The organism is Polaromonas hydrogenivorans (assembly GCF_040105105.1).
GTDB lineage: Bacteria > Pseudomonadota > Gammaproteobacteria > Burkholderiales > Burkholderiaceae_C > Polaromonas > Polaromonas hydrogenivorans.
Genome location: NZ_CP157675.1, coordinates 566758 through 592573 on the forward strand (window position 1 = coordinate 566758; position 25816 = coordinate 592573).

23 protein-coding genes, 4 tRNA genes and 1 pseudogene are annotated in these 25816 nt (G+C 62.0%); 27 read left to right on the plus strand and 1 reads right to left on the minus strand.

What is annotated here, in order from left to right:
* The first annotated feature begins 5 nt into the window (after window positions 1-5).
* The 8 genes and pseudogenes from hpaH (at window position 6) to ABLV49_RS02850 (ending at window position 8443) form a co-directional block, all read left to right on the plus strand.
* Window positions 6-809: a 2-oxo-hept-4-ene-1,7-dioate hydratase gene (gene hpaH / locus ABLV49_RS02810; RefSeq protein WP_349280099.1), complete on the plus strand. Its 804-nt coding sequence runs from the start codon at window positions 6-8 to the stop codon at window positions 807-809.
* A gap of 11 nt (window positions 810-820) precedes the next feature.
* Window positions 821-1621 carry a 4-hydroxy-2-oxoheptanedioate aldolase gene (hpaI, locus tag ABLV49_RS02815; protein ID WP_349280100.1) on the plus strand — a complete coding sequence of 267 codons (801 nt, stop codon included), beginning with the start codon at window positions 821-823 and terminating at the stop codon, window positions 1619-1621.
* Between the two features lies 1 nt (window position 1622).
* Window positions 1623-3203 (plus strand): FAD-binding oxidoreductase, encoded by a 1581-nt coding sequence (locus tag ABLV49_RS02820; RefSeq protein ID WP_349280101.1) that lies wholly within the window; start codon window positions 1623-1625, stop codon window positions 3201-3203.
* A 10-nt stretch (window positions 3204-3213) separates the two neighbouring features.
* The gene (locus ABLV49_RS02825; protein WP_349280102.1) at window positions 3214-4689 is read left to right on the plus strand and encodes an aldehyde dehydrogenase family protein; all 1476 of its coding nucleotides are present in this window, start codon (window positions 3214-3216) and stop codon (window positions 4687-4689) included.
* Window positions 4690-4761: 72 nt separating this feature from the next.
* Entirely contained in the window at window positions 4762-5637 is an 876-nt protein-coding gene (locus ABLV49_RS02830) for an extradiol ring-cleavage dioxygenase (RefSeq protein WP_349280103.1), read from the plus strand.
* Entirely contained in the window at window positions 5634-6587 is a 954-nt protein-coding gene (locus ABLV49_RS02835; protein ID WP_349280104.1) for a fumarylacetoacetate hydrolase family protein, read from the plus strand. Before ABLV49_RS02830 ends, ABLV49_RS02835 begins: the two co-directional genes overlap by 4 nt.
* Window positions 6584-7570 (plus strand): 2-dehydropantoate 2-reductase, encoded by a 987-nt coding sequence (locus ABLV49_RS02840; protein ID WP_349280105.1) that lies wholly within the window; start codon window positions 6584-6586, stop codon window positions 7568-7570. The genes ABLV49_RS02835 and ABLV49_RS02840 overlap by 4 nt, the downstream gene beginning before the upstream one ends.
* Before the next feature lie 217 nt (window positions 7571-7787).
* Window positions 7788-8443 (plus strand): annotated as a pseudogene (locus ABLV49_RS02850) (HAD-IA family hydrolase).
* 32 nt (window positions 8444-8475) lie between these two features.
* Here ABLV49_RS02850 and ABLV49_RS02855 read toward each other — a convergent pair.
* Window positions 8476-9063 carry a chalcone isomerase family protein gene (locus tag ABLV49_RS02855; protein ID WP_349280108.1) on the minus strand — a complete coding sequence of 196 codons (588 nt, stop codon included), beginning with the start codon at window positions 9061-9063 and terminating at the stop codon, window positions 8476-8478.
* A 435-nt stretch (window positions 9064-9498) separates the two neighbouring features.
* On the opposite strand from ABLV49_RS02855, the gene trpE reads away from it, so the two are divergent.
* The 19 genes from trpE to rpoB all read left to right on the plus strand — a co-directional run bounded on the left by trpE (window position 9499) and on the right by rpoB (window position 25813).
* Window positions 9499-10998 carry an anthranilate synthase component I gene (trpE, locus tag ABLV49_RS02860; RefSeq protein ID WP_349280109.1) on the plus strand — a complete coding sequence of 500 codons (1500 nt, stop codon included), beginning with the start codon at window positions 9499-9501 and terminating at the stop codon, window positions 10996-10998.
* Window positions 10999-11001: 3 nt separating this feature from the next.
* Entirely contained in the window at window positions 11002-11328 is a 327-nt protein-coding gene (locus ABLV49_RS02865; RefSeq protein WP_349280110.1) for a chorismate mutase, read from the plus strand.
* A gap of 12 nt (window positions 11329-11340) precedes the next feature.
* Complete coding sequence (locus ABLV49_RS02870) at window positions 11341-11925, plus strand: aminodeoxychorismate/anthranilate synthase component II (RefSeq protein ID WP_349281577.1); 585 nt, start codon at window positions 11341-11343, stop codon at window positions 11923-11925.
* A gap of 57 nt (window positions 11926-11982) precedes the next feature.
* Window positions 11983-13032 carry a low-specificity L-threonine aldolase gene (gene ltaE / locus ABLV49_RS02875; RefSeq protein WP_349280111.1) on the plus strand — a complete coding sequence of 350 codons (1050 nt, stop codon included), beginning with the start codon at window positions 11983-11985 and terminating at the stop codon, window positions 13030-13032.
* Between the two features lie 49 nt (window positions 13033-13081).
* A complete protein-coding gene (gene trpD, locus ABLV49_RS02880; protein ID WP_349280112.1) occupies window positions 13082-14128 on the plus strand; it encodes an anthranilate phosphoribosyltransferase in 1047 nt (348 codons plus the stop codon).
* Window positions 14129-14183: 55 nt separating this feature from the next.
* Window positions 14184-14975: an indole-3-glycerol phosphate synthase TrpC gene (gene trpC / locus ABLV49_RS02885; protein ID WP_349280113.1), complete on the plus strand. Its 792-nt coding sequence runs from the start codon at window positions 14184-14186 to the stop codon at window positions 14973-14975.
* A gap of 14 nt (window positions 14976-14989) precedes the next feature.
* Complete coding sequence (locus ABLV49_RS02890; RefSeq protein ID WP_349280114.1) at window positions 14990-15727, plus strand: uracil-DNA glycosylase; 738 nt, start codon at window positions 14990-14992, stop codon at window positions 15725-15727.
* 198 nt (window positions 15728-15925) lie between these two features.
* A tRNA-Tyr gene (locus tag ABLV49_RS02895) sits at window positions 15926-16011 on the plus strand.
* An 82-nt stretch (window positions 16012-16093) separates the two neighbouring features.
* Window positions 16094-16167 (plus strand) — tRNA-Gly (locus tag ABLV49_RS02900).
* Between the two features lie 71 nt (window positions 16168-16238).
* Window positions 16239-16313, plus strand: a tRNA-Thr gene (locus ABLV49_RS02905).
* A gap of 81 nt (window positions 16314-16394) precedes the next feature.
* On the plus strand, window positions 16395-17585 hold the full coding sequence (tuf, locus tag ABLV49_RS02910; RefSeq protein ID WP_011799636.1) for an elongation factor Tu: 1191 nt from the start codon (window positions 16395-16397) through the stop codon (window positions 17583-17585).
* Window positions 17586-17604: 19 nt separating this feature from the next.
* Window positions 17605-17680 (plus strand) — tRNA-Trp (locus ABLV49_RS02915).
* Window positions 17681-17812: 132 nt separating this feature from the next.
* Window positions 17813-18196 carry a preprotein translocase subunit SecE gene (gene secE, locus ABLV49_RS02920; protein ID WP_011803009.1) on the plus strand — a complete coding sequence of 128 codons (384 nt, stop codon included), beginning with the start codon at window positions 17813-17815 and terminating at the stop codon, window positions 18194-18196.
* Window positions 18196-18792: a transcription termination/antitermination protein NusG gene (gene nusG / locus ABLV49_RS02925; protein ID WP_415838225.1), complete on the plus strand. Its 597-nt coding sequence runs from the start codon at window positions 18196-18198 to the stop codon at window positions 18790-18792. Before secE ends, nusG begins: the two co-directional genes overlap by 1 nt.
* A gap of 171 nt (window positions 18793-18963) precedes the next feature.
* Complete coding sequence (rplK, locus tag ABLV49_RS02930) at window positions 18964-19398, plus strand: 50S ribosomal protein L11 (RefSeq protein WP_011803007.1); 435 nt, start codon at window positions 18964-18966, stop codon at window positions 19396-19398.
* Window positions 19395-20090: a 50S ribosomal protein L1 gene (gene rplA, locus ABLV49_RS02935; protein WP_011803006.1), complete on the plus strand. Its 696-nt coding sequence runs from the start codon at window positions 19395-19397 to the stop codon at window positions 20088-20090. The genes rplK and rplA overlap by 4 nt, the downstream gene beginning before the upstream one ends.
* A 266-nt stretch (window positions 20091-20356) precedes the next feature.
* On the plus strand, window positions 20357-20908 hold the full coding sequence (gene rplJ, locus ABLV49_RS02940) for a 50S ribosomal protein L10 (protein ID WP_011803005.1): 552 nt from the start codon (window positions 20357-20359) through the stop codon (window positions 20906-20908).
* 86 nt (window positions 20909-20994) lie between these two features.
* The gene (gene rplL, locus ABLV49_RS02945) at window positions 20995-21372 is read left to right on the plus strand and encodes a 50S ribosomal protein L7/L12 (RefSeq protein ID WP_011803004.1); all 378 of its coding nucleotides are present in this window, start codon (window positions 20995-20997) and stop codon (window positions 21370-21372) included.
* Between the two features lie 328 nt (window positions 21373-21700).
* Window positions 21701-25813, plus strand: a complete 4113-nt coding sequence (gene rpoB, locus ABLV49_RS02950) for a DNA-directed RNA polymerase subunit beta (protein ID WP_349280115.1) — start codon at window positions 21701-21703, stop codon at window positions 25811-25813.
* The last annotated feature ends 3 nt before the right edge of the window (window positions 25814-25816 follow it).

Here is a 25816-nt window from a genome sequence, read left to right on the forward strand (position 1 = left end):
CCGGCATGCTGACCCCCGATATCCACCAGGCCCTGGCCCGCGAGCTGCACCAGGCGGAAAAGACCCGCGTGCAGGTCGGGCATTTCTCCAGGCGCTACCCCGGCATGGAGATCGCCGACAGCTACGCCATCCAGCGCGCCTGGGTGCAGATCAAGCTGGGCGAGGGCCGCAAGATTCTGGGCCACAAGATCGGCCTGACCTCGCGCGCCATGCAGATTTCCTCGCAGATCACCGAGCCCGACTACGGCGCCATGCTGGATGACATGCTGTTCGCCGAAGGCGCCGACATCCCGCTGCAGCGCTTCATCCTGCCGCGCGTCGAGGTCGAGCTGGCCTTCATCCTCGGCAAGCCCTTGCGCGGCCCGAACGTGACGATTTTTGACGTGCTGGCCGCCACCGACTACGTGGTGCCCGCGCTGGAGATCATCGACGCCCGCATCGAGCAACTCGACCGCGTGACCCAAGCCCCGCGCACCGTGCTCGACACCATCGCCGACAACGCCGCCAATGCCGGCATCGTGATGGGCGGGCGCCCGGTCAGGCCCGACGCGGTGGACCTGCGCTGGAGCGGCGCGCTGCTCTACAAGAACGGCGTGATCGAGGAAAGCGGCCTGGCCGCCGCCGTGCTGAACCATCCGGCCAACGGCGTCGCCTGGCTGGCCAACAAGCTCAGCGCCCATGGCGAGGGCCTGGCGGCGGGCGAGGTGGTGCTGGGCGGCTCCTTCACGCGCCCGGTGGCCGGGGCGGCGGGCGACACCTTCCACGCCGACTACGGCCCGCTGGGCGCGATCTCCTTTCGCTTCATGTAAGGCACCAACCCATGCAAACTCCTGACAATTTATTCAAGCAGGCCCTGGCCCGTGGCGAAGCGCAAATCGGTCTGTGGCAGGCCCTGGCCGACCCCTATGCGGCTGAACTCTGCGCGGGCAGTGGCTTCGACTGGCTGCTGCTCGACGGCGAGCACGCGCCCAACGACCTGCGCAGCCTGCTGGGCGCGCTGCAAAGCGTGGCGGCTTACCCGACGCACCCGGTGGTGCGGGTTCCGCACGGCGACGCGGCGCTGATCAAGCAGGTGCTGGACATCGGCGCCACCACCTTGCTGGTGCCCATGGTCGAATCGGCCGAGCAGGCGACTGCGCTGGTGCGCGCCATGCGCTACCCGCCGCAGGGCGTGCGCGGCGTGGGCAGCGCCATCGCCCGCTCGGCGCGCTGGTCGCGCTATCCGAACTACCTGCACGAGGCCAATCAGCGCGTCTGCCTGCTGGTGCAGGTCGAATCGCTGGCCGCCTTGCAGCAGATCGACGCGATTGCGGCGGTCGAGGGGGTGGATGGCGTGTTCATCGGCCCGGCCGATTTGTCGGCCTCCATGGGCTACCTGGGCCAGCCCGCGCACCCGCAAGTGCGCGCTGCCATCGACCAGTCCATTGGCCGCATCCTGCACGCCGGCAAGGCGCCGGGCATCCTGTGCGCCGACGAAGCGCTGGCGCGGCACTACCTGGCGCTGGGCGCGCGCTTTGTCGCGGTGGGGGTGGACACCTCCTTGCTGGTGCGGGCGACTGCCGCGCTGGCGGCGCAGTTTAAAAATGCTGCGCCGGTGCCGGCCGCTGGCGGGGCGTACTGACATGCTGCTCGAATCCCTGCGCGCCGCCTTCAGCGGCCGCCTGCTCACCGGGGCGGACGCGGCTCCTTTCCTGACCGACTTTCGCGGCAAGTGGACCGGCCAGGCGCTGGCCGTGGCGCAGCCCGACAACGCCGAAGAGGTGGCGAGAGTCGTCGCCTGGTGCCACGCCCATCGCGTGCCGGTGGTGCCGCAGGGTGGCAACACCGGCTTGTCGGGCGGCTCGGTGCCGAATATGGCCCCCACGCTCGGCACTGGCGTGTCCTCACTGCCCCCCGAGGGGGCGAACCCCGCCTTGGGGCGGCCCGGCGGCGGGGTTGCCCAGCCACAGTCGTTGCCGGTTGTTTTGTCGTTAACCCGCCTGAACCGGATACGCGCCATCGACCCCCTGAACAACACCCTCGTGGCCGAGGCCGGCGTGACCCTGCTGCAGGTGCAGGAGGCGGCCAAGAACGCCGGGCGCCTGTTCCCGCTGAGCCTGGCGGCCGAGGGCAGCTGCACCATAGGCGGCAACCTGGCCACCAACGCCGGCGGCGTGCAGGTGCTGCGCTACGGCAACGCCCGCGAGTTGTGCCTGGGGCTGGAGGTGGTGACGGCCGAGGGCGAGCTGTGGAACGGCCTGCGCACCCTGCGCAAGGACAACACCGGCTACGACCTGCGCGACCTGTACATCGGCTCGGAGGGCACGCTGGGCGTGATCACCGCCGCCGCGCTCAAGCTGTTCCCGCTGCCCGCCGCGCAGGTGGTGGCGCTGGTGGCCGTGCCCAGCCCGCAACAGGCGCTGGATCTGCTGACCCTGGCGCAAGCCCGCCTGGGCGCGGGCCTCACGGCATTTGAAATCCTCAGCGACACCTGCATGGACCTGGTGCTGCAGCACATCCCCGGCACGCGCCGCCCGCTGGCCGAGGCTTCGCCCTGGTATGTGCTGCTGGAGTTGTCCGCCACCACGGACGAGGCACAGGCCGCACAAGCCATGGAAGGCCTGTTGGAGGCCGCCATGGAAAGCGAATGGGTGACGGACGCCGCGCTTTCCACCAGCCTGGCCCAGTTCGAGGCGCTGTGGGCGCTGCGCGAGAACATCTCCGAAGCGCAGGGCGCCGAGGGCAAGACCATCAAGCACGACATCGCGCTGCCGATTTCGCGCATCCCCGAATTCGTGGCCAGGGCCGATGCGGCCATCGCCAGCGCGTTTCCCGAAGTGCGGCTGGTGGTGTTCGGCCACCTGGGCGACGGCAACCTGCACTACAACGTCTCGCCCCCGGCCCAACAGGCCGGCCTCGACAGTTCGGCGGGCCGCACCGGGCCGGAGCACGCGGCCGCGTTTGTGGCGCTGGAAGGCCCGTTGAGCCGGCTGGTGCACGACGCGGTACACGCGTTCGACGGTTCGATCTCGGCCGAGCACGGCCTGGGCGTGCTGCGCCGCGACGAGTCGGCCCGCTACAAGTCGCCGCTGGAGCTGCAGCTGATGCGGCGCATCAAGCAGGCGCTGGACCCGCTGGGGCTGATGAACCCCGGAAAACTGCTGAAATTTGAATCAAATCGGCCTTTTCCGCACACCCTGTCTGCGCAAGCAGCTATTAATTAAGGAGCAAACCGTGTTGACAGAAAACCTCACCGTGGCGGGCCACAGCGTCTCGCCGCTGCACTACATCAACGGCCAGCGCGTGGCCTCCAGCCCGCGTTTTGACCTGCACAGCCCGATTGACCAAAGCCTGCTGGGCCAGGTCTGCGAAGGCGGGGCCGAGCAGGTGCAGGCCGCCATCGCCGCAGCGCAAAACGCCTTTCCGGCCTGGTCGGCCCTGACAGCCGTCGAGCGCAAGCCTTACCTGGACCGCTTTACCTTTGAAATCGGCCAGCGCGCCGAGGCCTTCTGCCAGCTCGAATCGACCGACGCCGGCGTGCTGCTGTCGCGCATGGCGCACGGTGTGGTGCCGCGCGCCATGCTCAACATCAGCTGGTTCGCCGAGCACGCGCTGACGCTGCAAGACCGCCCCATCGAGACCGAGCAGGCCACCCATCTCGTGCGCCACGACCCGGCGGGTGTGGTCGTCATCATCACGCCGTGGAACGCACCGCTGATGCTGGCCACCTGGAAACTCGGCCCGGCGCTGGCGGCGGGCAACACGGTGATCGTCAAGCCGCCCGAGTGGGCGCCGCTGACCAGCAGCCTGCTGGCCGACTGCGCCCATGCCGCCGGGCTGCCGCCGGGCGTGTTCAACATCGTGCAGGGCAGCGGCGCCAACACCGGCGCCAAGCTGGTGTCTGACCCGCGTCTGGCGCGTGTGTCGTTTACCGGCTCGGTGCCCACCGCCAAATGGATTGCCCAGGCGGCCGGCGCGAATCTCGTGCCCTGCAGCCTGGAACTCGGCGGCAAGTCGCCCTTCATCGTGCTGCAAGACGCCGACATCGACAACGCCGCCGCCACCGGCGCGCTGATGTACCGCAACGCCGGCCAGGTCTGCCTGGCGGGCACGCGCTTTCTGGTGCACAGCCAGGTGCGCGACGCGTTTGTGGCCGCGATGCGCGGCTATGTGGACAAGCTCAAGGTCGGCGATCCGCGCGACGCCGCCACCGAGGTCGGCCCCATCATCCACCCGCGCCAGGTCGAGCGCGTGCAGGGCTTTGTCGAATGCGCGCTGGCCGACGGCGCCGAGCTGCTGTGGGGCGGCGCGCCGCATCCCTTCGGCGCGCAGTATTACCAGCCGACCATGCTGACGAATCTGCGCCAGGACAGCGAGATCGTGCAGAACGAGGTCTTCGGCCCGGTGCTGACCCTGCAAACCTTCGACAGCGATGAGGAGCTGGTCGCCATGGCCAACGGCACCGACTACGGCCTGGGCGGCGTCTGCTACGGCGAGGTGGCGCACGCCACGGCGATTGCGCAGCAGGTGCGCACCGGCTTCATCTGGGTCAACAGCTTCGGCATCCGCGACCTGGCCGCGCCGTTTGGCGGCATCAAGCGCTCAGGTGTGGGCCGCGAAGGCGGCGACTGGAGCTTTGAATTCTTCTGCGACATCAAGGACGTGGTGGTGCCGAAAAAGCCCTTCCGCGCCAGTTTCAGCCAGCGCTGAGATTTTTCATGCAAAAACAGCTATTTACGCAGGTACAGCATGCACGGACAGCTATCAAATAAGGAGTATTTCATGGGACATATCGTGGGCGCAGCCCTGGTTTCACACCACCCCGGCCTGATGCAATGCGAGGAATTTCGCGTGCTGATGGGCGCGGGCTCGGACTCCGACCTCATCCCCGGCTATGCCCGGCTGCGCGAGAAAATCGCCGCCGCCAAGCCCGATGTGGTGATGATCCTCGACTCGCACTGGTTCACCACCGGCTATCACATGGTGGACGGCGCGGCGCGCTACCAGGGCAGCTACATTTCGGACGAAATGCCCTGGTATCTGCACGGCGTGCCTTACGACTACCGCGGCCACCCCGAGCTGGCGCTGGCGATTGAAGCCGTGTCCAGGGAGCAGGGCGGCTACAACCGCGCCATCAACCACCCCGAGTTGGGCCGGCAGTACGCCACCATCAACCTGGTCAAGCAACTGGGCCTGGAACTGGCGGACATCCCCGTCGTTACCGTCAGCTCCTGCCAGAACTGCGACTGGCCGCACTTTCTGCAGTCAGGCGAGTCCATCGGCGAGGCCATCCGCCGCAGCGGCTTGCGCGTGGTGCTGCTGGCGTCCGGCGCGCTGAGCCACAAGTTCAACCCGATTGACTGGAAACCGAACCATCCGCGCATCTTCCACGAGAGCAATGTGTCGCGGCCCGAGAACATCGCCAGCGACAAGGGCGCCATCGCGCTGATGGAGCAAGGCCGCCACGACAGCGTGCTGGAGCGCTGGCAGGACGAGTACCGAAAGATGCCGTGGGAAGCCTTTGGCGCGCACTACCTGCAGATGCTGGGTGCCATGGGCGGGGCGGCTTGCCGGGCCAAGGGCGAAGCGTTGTCAGCCTATGAAAACGCACGCGGCACCGGAAACATCCACATCTGGTTTGACCAGGAGACCGCATGAACTTCGAATTCCCCCTGAAAGAACTCCCGGCCGTGATGCGCGGCCCGCGCGTGGAGCGCCGCCGCGTGCTGGTAGGCGGCAGCGCCTGCTGGGGCACGATCATCGAAGACGGCGCCGACCAGGGCCTGCTGCGCCTGGACGACAGCCGCGTGGTGAACCCGGCCGAGGCGCAGCATTTGCCGCCGGTGGCGCCCAGCAAGATCATCGCCGTGCACATCTCCTACAGCTCGCGCAGCTTCGAGACGCGCAATAGTCCCAAGCCGACCGAAACGCCGACCTACTTCACCAAGCCGCCGACCTCGGTCAACGGCCATGGCTGCGAAATCCTGAAACCGGCCGACAGCCTGTACCTGAACTACGAGGGCGAGTACGCCGTGGTCATCGGCAAGACCTGCCGCAACGTGCTGCCCGACGAAGCCTGGGACTATATCGAGGGCTTTTGCCCGGCGCTGGACATGGGCCTGCAAAACTACCGCGACACCGACCAGGGCAGCATGCTGCGCGTCAAGGGCGCCGACACCCTGCTGCCCATCGGCCCCGGCATCGTCAAGGGCGTCAACCTGTTCGAGCAGACCCTGCGCACCTACCGCAATGGGCTGGTGGTGCAGGAAGCCCACATCGGCGACGAGACCATCTGGGGGCCGCACTACGTGATTGCCGACATTGCCCGCCACATCACGCTGCTGCCCGGCGACGTGATTTTGATGGGTACGCCGTGCCACTCGCGCTCGGTCGATCCGGGCGACCTGGTGGAGTGCGAGATCACCGGGCTGGGGCGCCTGGCAGGCACGGTGGTGGCGATTCCCGCGCCGCGCGCCTCGGCCCTGGGCGTGGGGCACCAGCCCACCGACAGCCCCGAGGTGCGCCGCGTGGCGTTTGGTTTTGATGAACGGGTGCCCGAGCGCTTCAAGGACAACTATGCCGCCGCCGCCAAAGGAGTGAAGCCATGAAGGTCGCCATCGTGGGCGTCGGTGCCATAGGCGGCTTCATCGGCGCGCGCCTGGCTGCGGCCGGGCAATGCGATGTCAGCGCCCTCGCGCAGGGCGCCACACTCGCCGCAATGCGCGAGCACGGCTGGCGCCTGCATCAGGGCGGCCAGTTGCTTCAAGCGCCCGCCAGGGTTTCGGACACCGCCGCCGAGCTGGGCCGGCAGGACTTGGTGATCGTCGCGCTCAAGGGGCCGGTGCTGCCGCAACTCGCGCCCACCATTGCTGAGCTGATCGGTCCCGATACGGTGGTGCTGCCCGCCATGAACGGCGTGCCGTGGTGGTTTGGCATGGGCACGGCCCTGGGCGATGCGCCGCTGCAAAGCGTGGACCCCGGCGGCAAGCTTGCCAGGCGCATTCCCTTGCCGCATGTGCTGGGCTGCGTGGTGCATGCCAGCTCCAGCCGTGGCGCGCCCGGCATCGTGAATCACATCATGGGCCAGGGCCTGATCCTCGGCGAGGCGGCGGGCGGCGAATCGGCCCGGGCCACGCGCGTGGGCGCGCTGCTCAGTGGCGCGGGCTTTGATGTCACCGTGTCACCGAATGTGCGCTACGACATCTGGTTCAAGCTCTGGGGCAACCTGACCATGAACCCGGTGTCGGCCATCACCGGCGCCACCATCGACCGCCTGCTGGCCGACCCGCTGGTGCGCGAGTTCTGTTCCAGCGCCATGCGCGAGGCCGCCGCCATTGGCCGGCACATCGGCTGCAACATCACGCAAAACCCGGAAGACCGCCACGCGGTCACGGCCAGGCTCGGGGCGTTCAAAACCTCCATGCTGCAGGACGCTGAAGCCGGGCGCGACATTGAACTCGACAGCATCGTCACCGCGGTGCACGAGATGGGCCAGCGCCTGAACGTGCCCACCCCCCATATCAATGCGCTGCTGGGACTGGCGCGGCTGTTTGGCCGGACTCATCACCTCTACCCCGAGGCGCAGCCATGAAGCGCAACTCCATCGCCGGCGCGCGTTTGTCCGCCGGGATGAGCACATGTCTTCACCGTCGTAGCAAACGGCGTGACACGTTAAAATTTTTGGACTCCATTCCCTGAAATCGATCTGGTTTCCGTGGCTTTTTTGAACTTCATTGATTTTTTGCGTGAACTCTATTTTCTTGAACCACGGCCGGTACGACGCGGCCATCGTCGATCTCGACGGCACGATGGTCGATACCATGGGCGACTTCGTGGTGGCGCTCGATTTGATGCTGGCAGAGGTGCTGCCCCAGGGTCTGGCCGCGCGGCACTGGACTCCACCACCGTCAGCCGCATGGTCGGCAAAGGCTCCGAGCATCTGGTGAAATCAGTGCTGAATCATGTGTTTTCGCAATCAGGGCGGGCATATACAGCTATTGATTTGGTAGCGCATTACGACCGCGCCCAGGCCAGCTACCAGCAGCACTATGCGGCCATCAACGGCCAGCATGCAAACCTTTACCCCGGCGTGCTGGAAGGGCTGCGCAGCCTGCAAAAAACCGGGCTCAAACTCGTCTGCCTGACCAACAAGCCGCTGTCCTTTGCGCGTTCGCTGCTCAAGCTCAAGGGCCTGGACGGGTTTTTCTGCGAGGTCTTTGGCGGCGATTCGTTCGAGCGCAAAAAGCCCGACCCGCTGCCGCTGCGCAAGGCCTGCGAGTTCCTGGGAACGCTGCCGGCGCGCACCCTGATGATTGGCGACTCCAGCAACGACGCCCGGGCGGCGCGGGCTGCGGGCTGTCCGGTGCTGCTGGTGACCTATGGCTACAACCATGGCGAGCCGGTGCGCGCGGTGGATGCCGACGGCTTTGTGGACTCGCTGGCGGAACTGTTAGACCGGCGCTGACATAGGCAAAGGCCGCAGGGGCCATGGCGGCTTCAGGATGCCTTGCCCAGCAGCTCGTCCTTGAGTTTCCAGTCGGCCGGCTTGGTGCCCAGCCAGATGCGCATCATGGCGTTGAAGAATTCGGCCTCCTTGATCGGCTCGCCCTGCGGCTTGCCCTTGACCGAAATCACCGTGCCCGTTCCCGGAACCCAGTCGATGGTGAAGTTTTCGCCCGCCGGCATTGTTTTCAGGGCTGAAAAAACCTGACCCATCTTGATCAGACCCGGAATCAGCCTGGACATCTCTGTCCTGGGCGCGTTTTCCTCGAACGCCTTGGTAAAGCTCTTGCCGAGTTCATTGGAATCGATCTCGCGCAGCAGCGTGATGCTGATGCGCTTGGGACCCGAAGTGGCGTAAACCTCCTCCGGAGTCGCCGCCTTTTTGTCCAGGTAAAGGGCCGCGACATAGACCTTGAAGACGGCCTTGTAGCGAATGCCGGCGCCATTGAGCTGCAGTTTGGCGCCGCTCAGGTCAATCGGGTCGGCCAGCCTGATGCCTGCCATGTCAATCGGTGCGGCCTGAATGCTGACTGACAGCAGCCAGCCTGTCAGGACCGTCATGCAGCGCTTTGAAAGAGTCATCCATGTCTCCAGGTAAGTTTTTAAATAGAACGGTCGTTCTTTTTTATAAAGCCATTTTGGAGCCTGAACCCGTTTCTTTGCAAGAGGTGTTTGCGCTAGTGGCGGCTGGCGTGATCTGCCGCAGGTGATTTTTTCAGCGCTGCGCCGGGTTGCAGCGGCTCTTTGCTACACTTTGGCCAACATGTCCATTCAACACATCGTTCAAACAGCTGGTACCAGCCGGGGAGCCTGGCTTTGGCGTCCCTGTCATTCACGGCACGCCTGAGGCCCCGCACCGCTCATTGCCCTGAGCCTGCATTGCCCTCCAGGCGGCTTCCTCCCGAATTGATGCGCTTTTGCGCCACGCAAGAGCATCCCGGCCCCGGACTTCGGGGCGTTTTGAATGACGGAAGACGGCATTTCTGAATCGCATCGTCTTCCGGTAAAGGATCTATCGTGATTACCGAACTCGAATTTAAAAGCCTCGCGGCGCAAGGCTACAACCGCATTCCGCTGATGCTCGAAGCATTCGCCGACCTGGAGACCCCGCTGTCGCTCTACCTCAAGCTGGCCAACGCCAGGGACGGCGGCAAATTCAGCTTTTTGCTCGAATCCGTCGTCGGCGGCGAGCGCTTCGGCCGCTACAGCTTCATCGGCCTGCCGGCCAGAACGCTGCTGCGCTCGTCGGGCTTTGGCCTTGAGGCGCTGACCGAGGTCGTGACCGATGGTCAGGTGGTTGAAACCTCCCGCGTCAATCCGCTGGACTTCATCAGCGACTACCAGAAGCGCTTCAAGGTCGCGCTACGGCCCGGCCTGCCGCGTTTTTGCGGCGGCCTGGCGGGCTATTTTGGCTACGACGCGGTGCGCTACATCGAGAAAAAGTTAGAGGCCTCCTGCCCGCCCGACACGCTGGGCTGCCCCGACATCCTGCTGCTGCAATGCGAGGAACTGGCGGTGATCGACAACCTGTCGGGCAAGCTCTACCTGATCGTCTATGCCGACCCGGCCCGGCCCGAAGCCTATGCCAACGCCAAGAAGCGCCTGCGCGAACTCAAGGAGCAGCTCAAGTATTCGGTCAGCGCGCCCAGCGTGAAACCGAGTCAAGGCTACCCGGCCGAGCGGGAATTCGCCAAGGCCGACTACATTGCCGCCGTGGAGCGCGCCAAAAAGCTGATCGAAGGCGGCGACTTCATGCAGGTGCAGGTCGGCCAGCGCATCAAGAAGCGCTACACCGAGTCGCCGCTGTCGCTGTACCGGGCGCTGCGCTCGCTCAATCCGTCGCCCTACATGTACTACTACCATTTCGGCGATTTCCATGTGGTCGGCGCCTCGCCCGAAATCCTGGTGCGCCAGGAGCAGGTGGAAGCGGGCCAGAAAATCACCATTCGCCCGTTGGCCGGCACCCGGCCGCGCGCCTCGTCGCTGGAAGCCGACAAGGCCGCCGAGCACGAACTCATCAACGACCCGAAGGAGCGCGCCGAACACGTCATGCTGATCGATCTGGCGCGCAACGACATCGGCCGCATCGCCAAGACCGGCACGGTGAAGGTGACCGAAGCCTTCGCCGTCGAGCGCTACAGCCATGTGATGCACATCGTCAGCAACGTCGAAGGCATCCTGAACGACGGCATGACCAGCATGGATGTGCTCAGGGCGACATTTCCGGCCGGCACGCTGACCGGCGCGCCGAAAGTGCATGCGATGGAGCTGATTGACCAGTTGGAGCCGACCAAGCGCGGCCTGTACGGCGGCGCCTGCGGCTACCTCAGCTATGCCGGCGACATGGACGTGGCGATTGCGATTCGCACCGGCATCATCAAGGACCAGACGCTGTATGTGCAGGCCGCGGCTGGCGTGGTGGCCGACTCGGTGCCCGAACTGGAATGGAAAGAAACCGAAGCCAAGGCGCGGGCGCTGCTGCGTGCCAGCGAACTGGTTGAAGAAGGACTGGAGTAAGCCATGACACTGATTCACAAGGTCGAACACTGCCACACCATGGCCGATGTGCGCCGCAACATCGACGCGCTGGACGAGCGCATCGTGGCGCTGATCGCCGAGCGCAGCGGCTACGTCGCCCAGGCCGCGCGCATCAAGCAAAACGCAAATCAGGTGCATGACCAGGCGCGCATCGACTTCATCGTGGACCGGGTAAAAGCCATGGCGGCAGAGCAGGGCGCGCCCGAAGCCGTCATCGAGGCCGCTTACCGCGCCATGATTGACGCATTCATCGAATTCGAGCGCGGCGAGTTCCAGCGCCTGCGCCCGCAACCGTCCCAGGAAGGCTGAGCCATGTCACGCATGAAACTTTTGATGATCGACAACTACGACAGCTTCACCTACAACATCGTCCAGTATTTTGGCGAGCTGGGCGCCGAGGTGGAGGTGTTTCGCAACGACGAGATCACGGTGGCCGAGATTGCCGCGCGGCTGGACGCGGGGCTGCTCGACCGCCTGGTGGTGTCGCCCGGCCCGTGCTCGCCGGCCGAGGCCGGCATTTCAGTCGCGGCCATCCAGCACTTTGCCGGCAAGCTGCCGATCCTGGGCGTCTGCCTGGGCCACCAAGCCATAGGCGCGGCTTTTGGCGGCAAGATTATCCGGGCGCAGGTGCTGATGCACGGCAAGACCAGCGTCATCACGACCTCGCAGCAGGGCGTTTTTGCCGGCCTGCCCGCGCAATTCACCGTCAACCGCTACCACTCGCTGGCGATTGAAAAATCGTCGTGTCCCGACGTGCTCGAAGTCACCGCCTGGACCGACGACGGCGAAATCATGGGCGTGCGCCACAAGACGCTGCCGATTCAGGGCGTGCAGTTTCACCCCGAATCCATCCTGACCGAGCACGGCCATGCGATGCTGAAAAACTTCCTGGAGCAGCGGATATGAGAGTCGCTATTTATTTGATAGCTGCTTGCGCATAAGCAGCATGCGCAAAAGGCCTGAATGATGCATAAACCAGTCGATTTGCGCAGCGACACGGTCACGCAGCCGACCGCCGCGATGCGCGCGGCGATGCAGGCAGCGCCGCTGGGCGACGATGTGTTTGGCGACGACCCGAGCGTCAACGCGCTGCAGGAAAAAATCGCCGCGCTGCTGGGCTTCGAGGCCGCGCTGTTCGTGCCCACCGGAACGCAGGGCAACCTGTGCGCCATCCTCGGCCATTGCCAGCGCGGCGACGAGTACATCGTCGGCCAGCAGGCGCACTGCTACCGCTGGGAAGGCGGCGGCGCGGCGGTGTTCGGCAGCGTGCAGCCACAGCCGCTGAACCACCAGCCCGACGGCACGCTGGCCCTGGGTGATATCGAAGCGGCCATCAAGCCCGACGACGCGCATTTCGCCCGCACGCGGCTGCTGGCGCTGGAAAACACGCTGGGCGGCAAGCTGCTGCCTTTCGACTATGTAGAGCAAGCCACGCAACTGGCGCAAGACCGGGGCCTGGGCCGGCATCTGGACGGTGCGCGGCTGTTCAACGCCGCCGTGGCGCAGGCGGCGCAAACCGGCAGCGATGCCTTCACCGAGGCGCGCCGCATCGCCCAGTGCTTTGACAGCGTGTCGGTCTGCTTCAGCAAGGGGCTGGGCGCGCCGGTCGGCTCGGCGCTGTGCGGATCGCCGGGTTTCATCGCCCGCGCCCACCGCATCCGCAAGATGGCCGGCGGCGGCATGCGCCAGTCCGGCATGCTGGCTGCGGCCGCCGCGCATGCGCTGGACCATCATGTCGTGCGGCTGGCGCAGGACCATGCGCTGGCGCAGCGGCTGGCCGACGGGCTGGCGGGCATCGACGGCCTGCGGGTGGAAGCGCCGCAGACCAACATCCTGTTCGTGGATTTGACGGGTGCCGCCAAGGCCCGGTCTGCCGACCTGCTCAGGCATCTGGCCGACAACGGTATTCAGGCCACCGGCCTTTACCGCCTGCGGTTTGTCACGCACCTGGACGTGGATGCTGCGGACATTGACCGCGCAGCCGCCGTGGTCCGACAATTCTTCAATGGCTGACCTTCTGCCGCCGCCATCAAGCCCAAACACCTCACCATCAAGAAACCCCATGCCCAACAGCCACAAGATCACCGCCAGCGAAGCCCTGCAGCGCACCATCGAGCACCGCGAGATTTTTCATGACGAGATGCTGCACATCATGCGGCTCATCATGAGTGGCGAGATGTCGCCGCTCATGACGGCGGCGCTGATCACCGGCCTGCGCGTCAAGAAGGAAACCATCGGCGAAATCACCGCCGCCGCGCAGGTGATGCGCGAGTTCTCGACCAAGGTGCATGTCGCCGACAAGACCCATCTGGTCGATATCGTCGGCACCGGCGGCGACGGCTCGCACACCTTCAACATCTCGACCTGCGCCATGTTCGTGGCGGCAAGCGCCGGCGCGAGGGTCAGCAAGCACGGCGGGCGCAGCGTCAGCAGCAAGTCGGGCAGCGCCGACGTGGTCGAGTCGCTGGGCATTTCGCTCAATCTGTCGCCCGAGGCGATTGCCCGCTGCATCGAGGAAGTGGGCGTCGGCTTCATGTTCGCACCCAACCACCATCCGGCCATGAAGAACGTCGCGCCGGTGCGCAAGGAACTCGGCATCCGCACCATCTTCAACATCCTCGGCCCGCTGACCAACCCGGCCAGCGCACCGAACATCCTGATGGGCGTGTTCCACCCCGACCTGGTCGGCATTCAGGTCCGCGCGCTGCAGCGCCTCGGGGCCGAGCACGCCCTGGTGGTGTACGGCAAGGACGGCATGGACGAGGTCAGCCTGGGCGCTGCCACCGTGGTGGGCGAACTGAAGGACGGCGAAATCACCGAGTACGAAATCCATCCGGAAGACTTCGGCATTCCCATGGCCAGCAACCGCGCGCTGCGGGTTGAAACGCCCGAGCAGTCCAAGGCCATGCTGCTGGGCGTGCTCGACAACCAGCTGGGCGCGCCGCGCGACATCGTGATCCTCAACGCCGGTGCCGCGCTCTATGCCGCCAATGTGGTAAATTCAATGAAAGACGGCATGGATCGGGCGCAAGCTGCTATTGAATCAGGAGCGGCCAGGCGGAAGCTGGCGCAACTCGCCGAGTTCAGCCAGTCCGCGTCCGGAGCCTGAACACATCACCCGCCGGGCAGCGCAAGCCGCCGCCCGTCTACCCCACTGGAATCCCATGAGCGACATCCTGAACAAGATCATTGCCGTCAAGCGCGAAGAAATCAAAGACGCCATCAACCGCAAGCCCCTGCCCGCCATGCGCAAGGACGCCGAGTCGCGCGTGCTGACGCGGGACTTTGTCGGCGCCCTGCGCGCCAAAATCGCCGCAGGCAAGCCCGCCGTGATTGCCGAAATCAAGAAGGCCAGCCCGTCCAAGGGCGTGCTGCGCGCCGACTTCATTCCCGCCGATATCGCCCAGAGCTATGCCGAGTTCGGCGCGGCCTGCCTGTCGGTCCTGACCGACCAGCAGTTTTTCCAGGGCAGCATCGACTACCTGAAGCAGGCGAGGGCATCGTGCAGCCTGCCGGTGCTGCGCAAGGATTTCATCATTGACGCCTACCAGGTCTATGAGTCCCGCGTCATGGGCGCCGACTGCATCCTGCTGATCGCCGCCTGCCTGGACGACGCGCAGATGAAGACCCTAGAAGCGCTGGCGATGTCGCTCGACATGGCGGTGCTGGTCGAGGTGCATGACGAGGCGGAGCTGGAACGCGCGCTCAGGCTCAGGACGCCTTTGATCGGCATCAACAACCGCAACCTGAACACCTTCGAGGTCTCGCTGGACACGACCTTGAGGCTGATGGGAAAAGTGCCAGCAGAGCGCCTGCTGGTCACCGAATCGGGCATCACGACGCCTGAAGATGTCAAACGCATGCGGGACGCCAAGGTCAACGCTTTCCTGGTCGGCGAGGCTTTCATGCGGGCAGACGAACCGGGCGTTGCGCTGGCCGAGCTGTTTGGCGAATAAAAGAGGAGAGGGTGATGGCGCAGCAATCCTTTTCCGCACTGCCTGACGGTGTCATGCCGGACCGGCTGATGAGCGCCGATCCGTCAACATGGCCGGTTGCGGCCGACTGGCAGCCTGTGGTGGACGATTTTTTTGCCAGTGCCACCGGCCAGAAGCTACTGGCGTTTTTACGCGCAAGGCTGGAAGCCGGCGCGGTCATCTTTCCGCCACGGCCGCTGCGTGCGCTCGAACTGACGCCGGCCAAGGAGGTGCGCGTCGTCATCCTGGGCCAGGACCCCTACCACGGGCGCGGGCAGGCCGAAGGGCTGGCGTTTTCCGTGGCGCCTGGGGTGGCTTTGCCGCCTTCGCTGCGCAATATCTTCAAGGAACTGCAGCGCGACCTGGGCACGCCGCCGCCGAAGTTCCCGGTGCCCGGCGGCAGCCTGGTCAATTGGGCAACCCATGGCGTGCTGCTGCTCAACACCTGCCTGACGGTGGAAGAGGGCGTTGCGGCAAGCCATGCCGGCAAGGGCTGGGAAATGCTGACCGACAGCGTGATTCGCCAGGTATCGGCGGGCGATCATGCTGTGGTATTCATGCTGTGGGGCGCGCATGCGCAGTCCAAGCGAGCGCTGATCGATGACAGCCGCCACAAGGTGCTGGTTGCCAACCATCCTTCGCCACTGTCGGCCCTGAGGCCACCCTTGCCTTTCATCGGTTGCGGGCATTTTTCACAGGCGCGTGAGTGGAAGGTTGCGCATCAAAAAGACTGACTCGCTATTTAGTTGATAGCTTGAAGCGCTTGTCGAGATAGACAATCCAGCTTGATGAGTGGCAGAAATCGGTGCCTTGATGCATTGATGTGGGTCGGCTTGGCGCGCTGGCCGCTTGCTTGTAAATATTTAAAGCAGTTTAGGCGCAGGAATTTTACGTTTTTCATAAAAGAATGGCATAATCCGTAATTCGCTTGAGGATGGGTGTCCGAGTGGTTAAAGGAGGCAGACTGTAAATCTGTTCGCTAACGCGTACGCTGGTTCGAATCCAGCCCCATCCACCAACTTCTAATTGATTTTGGTAGGCAAACATAGAAAAGTCAGTGTTTTGAAGTAGTTGAGTGTGAGTTGATCTGGTAGGGCTGCGCGGGAGTAGTTCAATGGTAGAACCCTAGCCTTCCAAGCTAATGACGCGGGTTCGATTCCCGTCTCCCGCTCCAAGGTGCTGAAAGTGCTGTGGAGTTTTGCAGGTTAAAGTTGCGCTTGTTTGCTGTAAGAATTTTTTGAATTCGCCCATTTGGCTCAGTGGCAGAGCACTCCCTTGGTAAGGGAGAGGTCCCGGGTCCGATTCCCGGAATGGGCACCAATTTTTAAACTAGCGCAGTATATTTTTTGCTGAAGCTGGTTGCAGTTTGTTAAGTGGTTTTGTAACTTTTCGGAGTTGGAAATGGCAAAAGAGAAATTTTCGCGGACCAAGCCGCACGTAAACGTCGGCACGATTGGCCACGTTGACCATGGCAAGACCACGCTGACGGCAGCGATTGCGACCGTGCTGGCCGCCAAGTTCGGCGGCGAAGCCAAGGCGTACGACCAGATCGACGCGGCACCGGAAGAAAAAGCGCGCGGCATCACCATCAACACCGCCCACGTCGAGTACGAAACGGCCGCCCGTCACTACGCCCACGTTGACTGCCCGGGTCACGCCGATTATGTGAAGAACATGATCACTGGCGCCGCCCAGATGGATGGCGCCATTTTGGTCTGCTCGGCCGCTGACGGCCCGATGCCCCAGACCCGCGAGCACATCCTGCTGGCCCGCCAGGTGGGCGTTCCCTACATCATCGTGTTCCTGAACAAGTGCGACATGGTCGATGACGCAGAACTGCTCGAACTCGTCGAGATGGAAGTGCGCGAGTTGCTCGACAAGTACGATTTCCCTGGCGACGACACCCCCATCATCCACGGCTCGGCCAAGCTCGCCCTCGAAGGCGACAAGGGTCCGCTGGGCGAAGAAGCCATCATGAAGCTGGCTGACGCACTGGACAACTACATTCCCCTGCCAGAGCGCGCTGTTGACGGCGCCTTCCTGATGCCCGTGGAAGACGTGTTCTCCATCTCCGGCCGCGGCACCGTGGTGACCGGCCGTATCGAGCGCGGCATCATCAAGGTCGGCGAAGAAATCGAGATCGTCGGTATCGCTGACACGCAAAAGACCATCTGCACCGGCGTGGAAATGTTCCGAAAGCTGCTCGACCAGGGCCAAGCTGGCGACAACGTCGGTATCTTGCTGCGCGGCACCAAGCGCGAAGATGTGCAGCGCGGCCAGGTGCTGTGCAAGCCCGGCTCGATCAAGCCGCACACGCACTTCACCGGCGAGATCTATGTCCTGTCGAAAGACGAAGGCGGCCGTCACACGCCTTTCTTCAACAACTACCGTCCCCAGTTCTACTTCCGCACGACGGACGTGACCGGCGCGATCGAGTTGCCAGAAGGCAAGGAAATGGTCATGCCAGGCGACAACGTGTCGATCACCGTCAAGCTGATCAACCCGATTGCCATGGAAGAAGGCCTGCGCTTCGCCATCCGCGAAGGCGGCCGTACCGTGGGCGCTGGCGTTGTGGCCAAGATCCTCGCGTAATTGGTTGAAAGTTTAATGCAGGGGTATAGCTCAATTGGCAGAGCGTCGGTCTCCAAAACCGAAGGTTGATGGTTCGATTCCTTCTGCCCCTGCCACTCGATTGTTGAAGTCATCAACGTCGCAAGTGGATTGAAAAGTAATAAGCAAGCCCACCGGGAGTTAAAAACTTCGGGTGGGCTTAAGCGTCTGCAGAGATGCACGAAGATTGAACAGGAAATTCGGCAGCCATGGCCTCTACTCAAGTTGAAACCGTCAGTACCAACGCCGACAAGGCCAAGCTCGGTTTGGCGGTTGTGCTGGTTCTGGCATCCCTTGTGGGCTTTTACATGCTTGGCAAGCAGGGTCAGGTTGCGCAATGGGGTGTCCTGCTCGCAGGTCTGGTTGCGGCGGTTGTTGTTTTCGTATCGTCGGAACTTGGCAAGCAGTTTCTTGCTTTCGGCCGTGATTCTGTACGCGAAGTCAAAAAAGTCGTCTGGCCGGCTCGTAGAGAGGCGATTCAAATGACCGCTTACGTGTTTGGCTTTGTGGTGGTGATGGCATTGTTTTTGTGGTTGACGGATAAAACACTTGAATGGGTGTTCTACGACCTGATCCTTGGATGGAAAAGATAATGAGCGATCTGAACAATACGGTAGTCAGCGACGTTGTAGCTGATGCCTCCTTGGCGCTGACCCCTGGCATGCAGTGGTATGTTGTTCATGCCTATTCCGGCATGGAAAAAGCGGCTGAGCGTAATATTGTTGAGCGCATCAACCGTGCTGGCATGCAGTCCAAGTTTGGCCGCTTTCTTGTGCCTACCGAAGAGGTGGTCGAGATCAAGAATGGCCAGAAAAAAACGACCGAACGTCGTTTCTTCCCCGGCTATGTGCTTGTAGAAATGGTCATGGATGACGAAACCTGGCATTTGGTGAAGCACACCAATAAAGTCACTGGTTTTGTTGGCGGTGCGAAAAACCGTCCAGCCCCCATTTCTGAAGAAGAAGTGCAAAAGATCGTCAGCCAGATGCAGGTTGGTACCGACAAGCCGCGCCACAAGGTCGAGTTTGAAGCGGGTGAATACGTTCGTGTCAAGGATGGCCCTTTCACTGACTTCAACGGTACGGTTGAAGAAGTGAACTACGAAAAGAACAAAGTTCGGGTGTCGGTCACGATTTTCGGACGGGCAACACCGGTTGAGCTGGAGTTCAGTCAGATCGAAAAAACCTGATTCCCCTTTTTGAGGGAATAAGCCCAGGCGCTGTTTTGGGTTGATGAAAATTTTGCGCTTTGCAACTCGGCGCGAAGGATTTTAAGAAATCCCTTTTGAGTTGTGTAACCCCGGGAAGCCTGAAGCCTGTTTTTGACAGCTTTCGGCGTTATGACCCGCAAGGAGAAAAGTATGGCGAAAAAAATCGTCGGCTTCGTCAAGCTGCAAGTACCAGCTGGCAAGGCCAATCCATCCCCACCGATCGGACCCGCTCTGGGTCAACGCGGTTTGAACATCATGGAATTCTGCAAGGCATTCAATGCCCAGACCCAAGGTGTCGAGCCTGGTTTGCCACTGCCCGTGGTGATCACCGCTTATGCGGACAAGAGCTTTACCTTCATCATCAAGACGCCTCCAGCGATCACCCTGATCAAGAAGGCCATCAAGCTTGACAAGGGATCGGCAACGCCGCATTCCGCCAAGGTTGGCAAGATCACCCGCGCACAGCTGGAAGAAATCGCCAAAGCCAAGATGAAAGATTTGACTGCTGCTGATCTGGATGCCGCAGTTCGTACTATTGCCGGTTCTGCCCGCTCCATGGGTGTGACGGTGGAGGGTGTTGTATGAGCAAGCTGACCAAACGTCAAAAAACCGTCGGCGACAAGATCGACAGCAACAAGCTGTACGCACTGTCTGACGCACTGGGCCTTGTCAAAGAGTTCGCTGTCGCCAAGTTCGATGAGTCCATCGACGTGGCCGTGCAACTCGGTATCGATGCCAAGAAATCTGACCAGGTTGTTCGCGGCGCTGTCGTGCTGCCAAACGGCACAGGTAAAACCAAGCGTGTCGCTGTGTTCGCCCAAGGTGCCAAGGCTGAAGAAGCCAAGGCTGCTGGTGCAGACATCGTTGGCATGGATGATCTGGCTGCCGACATCAAGGCCGGCAAGATGGACTTCGACGTCGTGATTGCTTCCCCTGATGCGATGCGCATCGTCGGTACGCTGGGCCAGATCCTCGGCCCACGTGGTCTGATGCCTAACCCTAAGGTCGGCACTGTGACGCCTGACGTCGCGACCGCTGTCCGCAACGCAAAAGCTGGCCAGGTCCAGTTCCGCGTTGACAAGGCCGGTATTGTGCATGGCACCATCGGTCGCCGTTCGTTCGACACCGCCAAGTTGCAAGGCAATCTGGCTGCATTGGTTGACGCGCTGATCAAGGCCAAGCCTGCTACCAGCAAGGGCGTGTACTTGAAGAAAGTCGCTGTTTCATCAACGATGGGCGTGGGCGTTCGCGTCGATACGCAATCCATCGCGGCTTGAGGGTAAAAATTTGAACGACGCGCAAGCGTCGTTCAGAGTGGTGGGCTGCCGGGGTCTCTCTGGCAGGTCATCCAGGACCGTTGGTGTGCCAGCCTTGATAACTATCAGGGCCAGGCACTTAATCGCAAGACAGCCAACGCAGATGGCGGTCCCGCTGCTTGAATGGTTTTGAAAGAAATCTGAAAACAGTTGGTCGCTGAACATGAGCGTATCAAAGGGTGGCCGCGCAAGCGCAAGCCCGACGGTACATTTTTAAGGAGTAGACCTTGAGTCTCAATCGCAGTGAGAAACAAGCCGTCATTGATGAAGTGACAGGCCTCGCCGCTAAAGCTCAAACGCTCGTGATGGCGGAATACCGTGGCATCACGGTCGCTGACATGACCAAGCTGCGCAGCCAAGCCCGCGAAAAAGGCGTGACCCTGAGTGTTCTGAAGAACACGCTGGCTCGCCGTGCCGTGGCAGGTAGCGCATTTGAAGTCCTGTCCGACCAGATGACCGGTCCGCTGATCTACGGCTTTTCCATTGATGCTGTCGCTGCTGCAAAAGTAGTGGCTGACTTCGCAAAAACCAACGACAAGCTGGTGATTCGCGCAGGTGCATTCGCTGGGAAAACCCTGGACGTCGAAGGCGTTAAGCAACTGGCCAACATTCCTTCCAAGGACGTATTGCTGGCTCAGTTGTGTGGCTTGCTGATGTCGCCTATTTCGCGTACCGCTGCTGTGCTTGCAGCGCTGTCCGCGCAACGAGGCGCAGGCGTGGAAGAAGTTGCGGAGGCTGCAGAGCCCGCAGCTGAAGTCACAGAAGCCGCAGCGGCGTAAACGATAGACCTTTGCGGGACAGACCGCAGCGCGTAAGCGCCAAGCACTGTCTCCAACTGTTAAAGAAATTTTTTTAGGAATTCAAAATGGCATTCGATAAAGACGCATTTTTGACCGTGCTGGACAGCATGACGGTCCTCGAACTCAACGACCTGGTGAAAGCCATCGAAGAGAAATTTGGCGTGAGCGCAGCTTCCATGGCTGCTCCCGCTGCTGGCGGCGGCGGTGCAGGTGCTGCTGTTGCTGAAGAGAAGACCGAATTCAACGTCGTTCTGCTCGAAGCTGGCGCCCAAAAGGTTCAGGTCATCAAGGCCGTGCGCGAACTGACCGGTCTGGGCTTGAAAGAAGCCAAGGATCTGGTTGACGGCGCTCCAAAGAACGTCAAGGAAGGCGCCAACAAGGCCGACGCAGAAGCAGCCAAGAAGAAGCTGGAAGATGCTGGCGCGAAAGTCGAACTCAAGTAATTCTTGGAGTTTGCAAAGGCTGGAAGACCTCCACGGGCTTCCAGCCTTTCCTGTTTAAGGCTGATGCCTGTTAAGCCTGCCTGGATGCCTTCTTAACTGCTGAAAAAAGAAGTGTCTTTTTGGATTGATAGAAAGATACCGGAAAAAAGATTAAAAGCAGTCTTTTTTCCAGTGTTTTCTGAATCCCGACTGCAGAAAACGCCTTGGTTCGGGTGCTGTGCAATGCATCACCGTCCGCCATGGTTGGTAGTGGCCAACCACCAAGTTGCCTGAATACGTGGTGTATTCGGGTTCGAGAGTCGCCAGAGCCCATCAACGCGGAGAACTCATGGCCTATTCCTTCACCGAACGTAAACGCATCCGCAAAAGCTTCGGCAACCGCGAAAGCGTGTTGACTGTTCCCTATTTACTGCAAATGCAGAAAGATGCGTACATCGCATTCCTGCAAGCCGACCGTGCGCCCCAAAAACGCATGGTTGAAGGCCTTCAGGCGGCCTTTCAAAACGCTTTCCCCATCGTCTCGCACAACGGTTTTGTCGAGATGAAGTTCATCGAGTACAACCTGGCCAAGCCCGCATTCGACGTGCGTGAGTGCCAGACACGTGGACTGACCTTTGCTTCGGCCGTTCGCGCCAAGGTACAACTGATCATCTATGACCGCGAGTCCTCGACGTCGCAGTCCAAGGTGGTCAAGGAAGTCAAGGAGCAGGAAGTCTATATGGGCGAAGTGCCGCTCATGACCGACAAAGGTTCCTTCGTCATCAACGGCACCGAGCGCGTCATCGTGTCCCAGTTGCACCGTTCGCCAGGCGTGTTTTTCGAGCACGACAAGGGAAAGACCCACAGCTCGGGCAAATTGCTGTTTTCGGCCCGCATCATTCCTTACCGTGGTTCATGGCTGGACTTCGAGTTTGACCCGAAAGACATCCTGTACTTCCGCGTGGACCGTCGCCGCAAGATGCCGGTCACGATTTTGCTCAAGGCCATCGGCCTGAACCACGAATCGATCCTGGCGAACTTCTTTGTTTTCGACAATTTCCGCCTGATGGACAGCGGCGCGCAAATGGAGTTCGTCGCCGAGCGCATGCGCGGCGAAGTCGCCCGTTTCGACCTGACCGACAAGGCCGGCAAGGTCGTCGTCGCCAAGGACAAGCGCATCACGGTTCGCCATACCCGCGAACTGGAGCAAAGCGGCACCACCAGCATCAGCGTGCCGGAAGATTTCCTGATCGGCCGCGTGGTCGCCAAGAACATCATCGACACCGATACGGGTGAAATCATTGCCAAGGCCAATGATGAACTGACCGAACTGCTGCTGAAAAAGCTGCGTACGGCCGGCATCCAGAACCTGCAGGTGTTGTACACCAATGAGCTTGACCAGGGCGCGTACATTTCGCAAACCCTGCGCGCCGACGAAACGGCCGACGAGTTTGCAGCGCGCGTGGCCATCTACCGCATGATGCGTCCCGGCGAGCCGCCAACCGAAGATGCGGTTCAGGCCCTGTTCCAGCGCCTGTTCTACAACCCGGACACCTACGACCTGTCGCGCGTGGGCCGCATGAAGTTCAACGCCCGCGTGGGCCGTGACGAATCCACCGGCCCGATGGTCATGACCAACGAGGACATCCTCGCCGTCGTCAAGATACTGGTCGATTTGCGCAATGGCAACGGCGAAGTCGATGACATTGACCACCTCGGCAACCGCCGGGTGCGCTGCGTCGGCGAACTCGCTGAAAACCAGTACCGCACAGGTCTGGCACGTATCGAAAAGGCCGTCAAGGAGCGTCTGGGCCAGGCCGAGCAAGAACCGCTGATGCCGCATGACCTGATCAACAGCAAGCCGATTTCGGCCGCTCTGAAGGAATTCTTCGGCGCCTCGCAGCTGTCGCAGTTCATGGACCAGACCAATCCGCTGGCCGAAATCACCCACAAGCGCCGTGTTTCGGCCCTTGGCCCCGGTGGTTTGACCCGCGAACGTGCCGGCTTTGAAGTGCGTGACGTGCATGTGACTCACTACGGTCGCGTCTGCCCGATTGAAACGCCTGAAGGTCCGAACATCGGCCTGATCAACTCGCTGGCTTTGTACGCCCGCCTGAATGAATATGGCTTTATCGAAACGCCGTACCGCCGCGTGGCCGACAGCAAGGTGACGATGGAAATCGATTACCTGTCGGCCATCGAAGAAGGCAAGTATGTGATTGCCCAGGCCAATGCCGCGCTGGACAACGAAGGCCGCCTGACCGGCGACCTCGTGTCGGCCCGTGAAAAAGGCGAATCCATTTTGGTCAGCGCCGAGCGCGTGCAGTACATGGACGTGTCGCCGGCGCAGATCGTGTCGGTGGCGGCTTCGCTGGTTCCGTTCCTGGAGCATGACGATGCCAACCGCGCGCTGATGGGCGCCAACATGTCGCGTCAGGCCGTGCCCGTGCTGCGTCCGGAAAAGCCGCTCGTCGGCACCGGTATCGAGCGCGTTGCGGCGGTGGACTCGGGTACGGTCGTGACCGCCACCCGTGGCGGCGTGGTGGACTATGTCGATGCGACCCGCATCGTGGTGCGCGTCAATGATGCGGAAGCCCTGGCCGGTGAAATCGGCGTGGACATCTACAACCTGATCAAGTACCAGCGTTCCAACCAGAACACCAACATCCACCAGCGCCCCATCGTCAAGATGGGCGACAAGCTGGCCAAGGGTGATGTGGTGGCCGACGGCGCATCGACCGACCTGGGCGAAATCGCCATTGGCCAGAACATGCTGATCGGCTTCATGCCCTGGAACGGTTACAACTTCGAGGATTCGATCCTGATTTCCGAGCGCGTGGTGGCCGAAGACCGCTACACCTCGATTCATATCGAAGAACTCGTCGTGATGGCGCGCGACACCAAGCTGGGCTCCGAGGAAATCACCCGCGACATTCCGAACCTGTCCGAGCAGCAGCTCAACCGTCTGGACGAATCCGGCATTATTTATGTCGGTGCCGAAGTCCAGCCGGGCGACACGCTGGTCGGCAAGGTCACGCCAAAAGGCGAGACCACGCTGACGCCGGAAGAAAAACTGCTGCGCGCCATCTTCGGCGAAAAAGCCAGCGATGTGAAAGACACCTCGCTGCGCGTCAGCCAGGGCTCGTCGGGCACCGTGATCGACGTGCAGGTCTTCACCCGTGAAGGCATCACCCGCGACAAGCGCGCCCAGCAGATCATCGACGACGAACTCAAGCGCTACCGCCTGGACCTGAATGACCAGTTGCGGATTGTGGAAGCCGATGCGTTTGACCGTATCGAAAAGCTGCTGATCGGCAAGATCGCCAATGGCGGTCCGAAAAAGCTCGCCAAGGGCACGAAACTCGACAAGGCCTACCTGACCGATGTCGAGAAGTACCACTGGTTCGACATCCGTCCGGCAGATGACGAAGTTGCTTCGCAACTGGAAAGCATCAAGAACTCGATGGAGCAGACGCGCCATAGTTTCGACTTGTCTTTCGAGGAAAAGCGCAAGAAGCTGACGCAGGGTGACGAGTTGCCTTCCGGCGTGCTCAAGATGGTCAAGGTGTACCTGGCCGTCAAGCGCCGCCTGCAACCCGGCGACAAGATGGCCGGCCGTCACGGCAACAAGGGCGTGGTGTCCAAGATCGTTCCGGTCGAAGACATGCCCCACATGGCCGACGGTACGCCGTGCGACATCGTGCTGAATCCGCTGGGCGTGCCATCGCGCATGAACGTCGGTCAGGTGCTTGAAGTCCATCTGGGCTGGGCCGCCAAGGGCCTGGGCCAGCGGATTGGCGACATGCTGCAGGCCGAGTCCAAGGTGGCCGAACTGCGCCAGTTTATGGACACGCTGTACAACAAGTCGGGCCGCACGGAAGACCTGGCCTCGCTGTCGGACGAGCAGGTCATCGAGATGGCCCAGAACCTGACCACCGGCGTGCCATTTGCCACACCGGTGTTTGACGGTGCCTCGGAAGCCGACATCATGACCATGCTGCAACTGGCTTACCCCGATGCAGTTGCCAAGGCCAAGGGCCTGACGCCGACGCGCACGCAAGCCCAGCTGTATGACGGCCGCACCGGCGATGCGTTTGAACGCACGACGACGGTCGGCTATATGCACTTCTTGAAGCTTCACCATCTGGTGGACGACAAGATGCATGCCCGCTCGACCGGCCCTTACAGCCTGGTCACGCAGCAGCCGCTGGGCGGCAAGGCCCAGTTCGGTGGCCAGCGTTTCGGTGAAATGGAAGTCTGGGCGCTGGAAGCCTATGGTGCCGCCTACGTGCTGCAGGAAATGCTCACGGTCAAGTCCGATGACGTGGTCGGCCGTACCAAGGTGTACGAAAGCATCGTCAAGGGCGAGCATGCGATCACCGCCGGCATGCCGGAGTCGTTCAACGTGCTGGTGAAGGAAATTCGCTCGCTCGGTATCGACATGGAACTGGAACGCAGCTAATTC

Excerpts from the sequence above, each read along its gene's own strand:
- ABLV49_RS02870 (WP_349281577.1), top strand. The coding sequence starts at position 11,341 with ATGAAACTTTTGATGATCGACAACTACGACAGCTTCACCTACAACATC.
- hpaH (WP_349280099.1), top strand. The coding sequence starts at position 6 with ATGCTGACCCCCGATATCCACCAGGCCCTGGCCCGCGAGCTGCACCAG.
- ABLV49_RS02820 (WP_349280101.1), top strand. The coding sequence starts at position 1,623 with ATGCTGCTCGAATCCCTGCGCGCCGCCTTCAGCGGCCGCCTGCTCACC.
- secE (WP_011803009.1), top strand. The coding sequence starts at position 17,813 with ATGGCCTCTACTCAAGTTGAAACCGTCAGTACCAACGCCGACAAGGCC.
- ABLV49_RS02835 (WP_349280104.1), top strand. The coding sequence starts at position 5,634 with ATGAACTTCGAATTCCCCCTGAAAGAACTCCCGGCCGTGATGCGCGGC.
- tuf (WP_011799636.1), top strand. The coding sequence starts at position 16,395 with ATGGCAAAAGAGAAATTTTCGCGGACCAAGCCGCACGTAAACGTCGGC.
- hpaI (WP_349280100.1), top strand. The coding sequence starts at position 821 with ATGCAAACTCCTGACAATTTATTCAAGCAGGCCCTGGCCCGTGGCGAA.
- rpoB (WP_349280115.1), top strand. The coding sequence starts at position 21,701 with ATGGCCTATTCCTTCACCGAACGTAAACGCATCCGCAAAAGCTTCGGC.
- ABLV49_RS02830 (WP_349280103.1), top strand. The coding sequence starts at position 4,762 with ATGGGACATATCGTGGGCGCAGCCCTGGTTTCACACCACCCCGGCCTG.
- rplL (WP_011803004.1), top strand. The coding sequence starts at position 20,995 with ATGGCATTCGATAAAGACGCATTTTTGACCGTGCTGGACAGCATGACG.
- trpD (WP_349280112.1), top strand. The coding sequence starts at position 13,082 with ATGCCCAACAGCCACAAGATCACCGCCAGCGAAGCCCTGCAGCGCACC.
- ABLV49_RS02840 (WP_349280105.1), top strand. The coding sequence starts at position 6,584 with ATGAAGGTCGCCATCGTGGGCGTCGGTGCCATAGGCGGCTTCATCGGC.
- rplK (WP_011803007.1), top strand. The coding sequence starts at position 18,964 with ATGGCGAAAAAAATCGTCGGCTTCGTCAAGCTGCAAGTACCAGCTGGC.
- ltaE (WP_349280111.1), top strand. The coding sequence starts at position 11,983 with ATGATGCATAAACCAGTCGATTTGCGCAGCGACACGGTCACGCAGCCG.
- nusG (WP_415838225.1), top strand. The coding sequence starts at position 18,196 with ATGAGCGATCTGAACAATACGGTAGTCAGCGACGTTGTAGCTGATGCC.
- ABLV49_RS02865 (WP_349280110.1), top strand. The coding sequence starts at position 11,002 with ATGACACTGATTCACAAGGTCGAACACTGCCACACCATGGCCGATGTG.
- trpC (WP_349280113.1), top strand. The coding sequence starts at position 14,184 with ATGAGCGACATCCTGAACAAGATCATTGCCGTCAAGCGCGAAGAAATC.
- ABLV49_RS02890 (WP_349280114.1), top strand. The coding sequence starts at position 14,990 with ATGGCGCAGCAATCCTTTTCCGCACTGCCTGACGGTGTCATGCCGGAC.
- rplA (WP_011803006.1), top strand. The coding sequence starts at position 19,395 with ATGAGCAAGCTGACCAAACGTCAAAAAACCGTCGGCGACAAGATCGAC.
- ABLV49_RS02855 (WP_349280108.1), bottom strand. The coding sequence starts at position 9,063 with ATGACTCTTTCAAAGCGCTGCATGACGGTCCTGACAGGCTGGCTGCTG.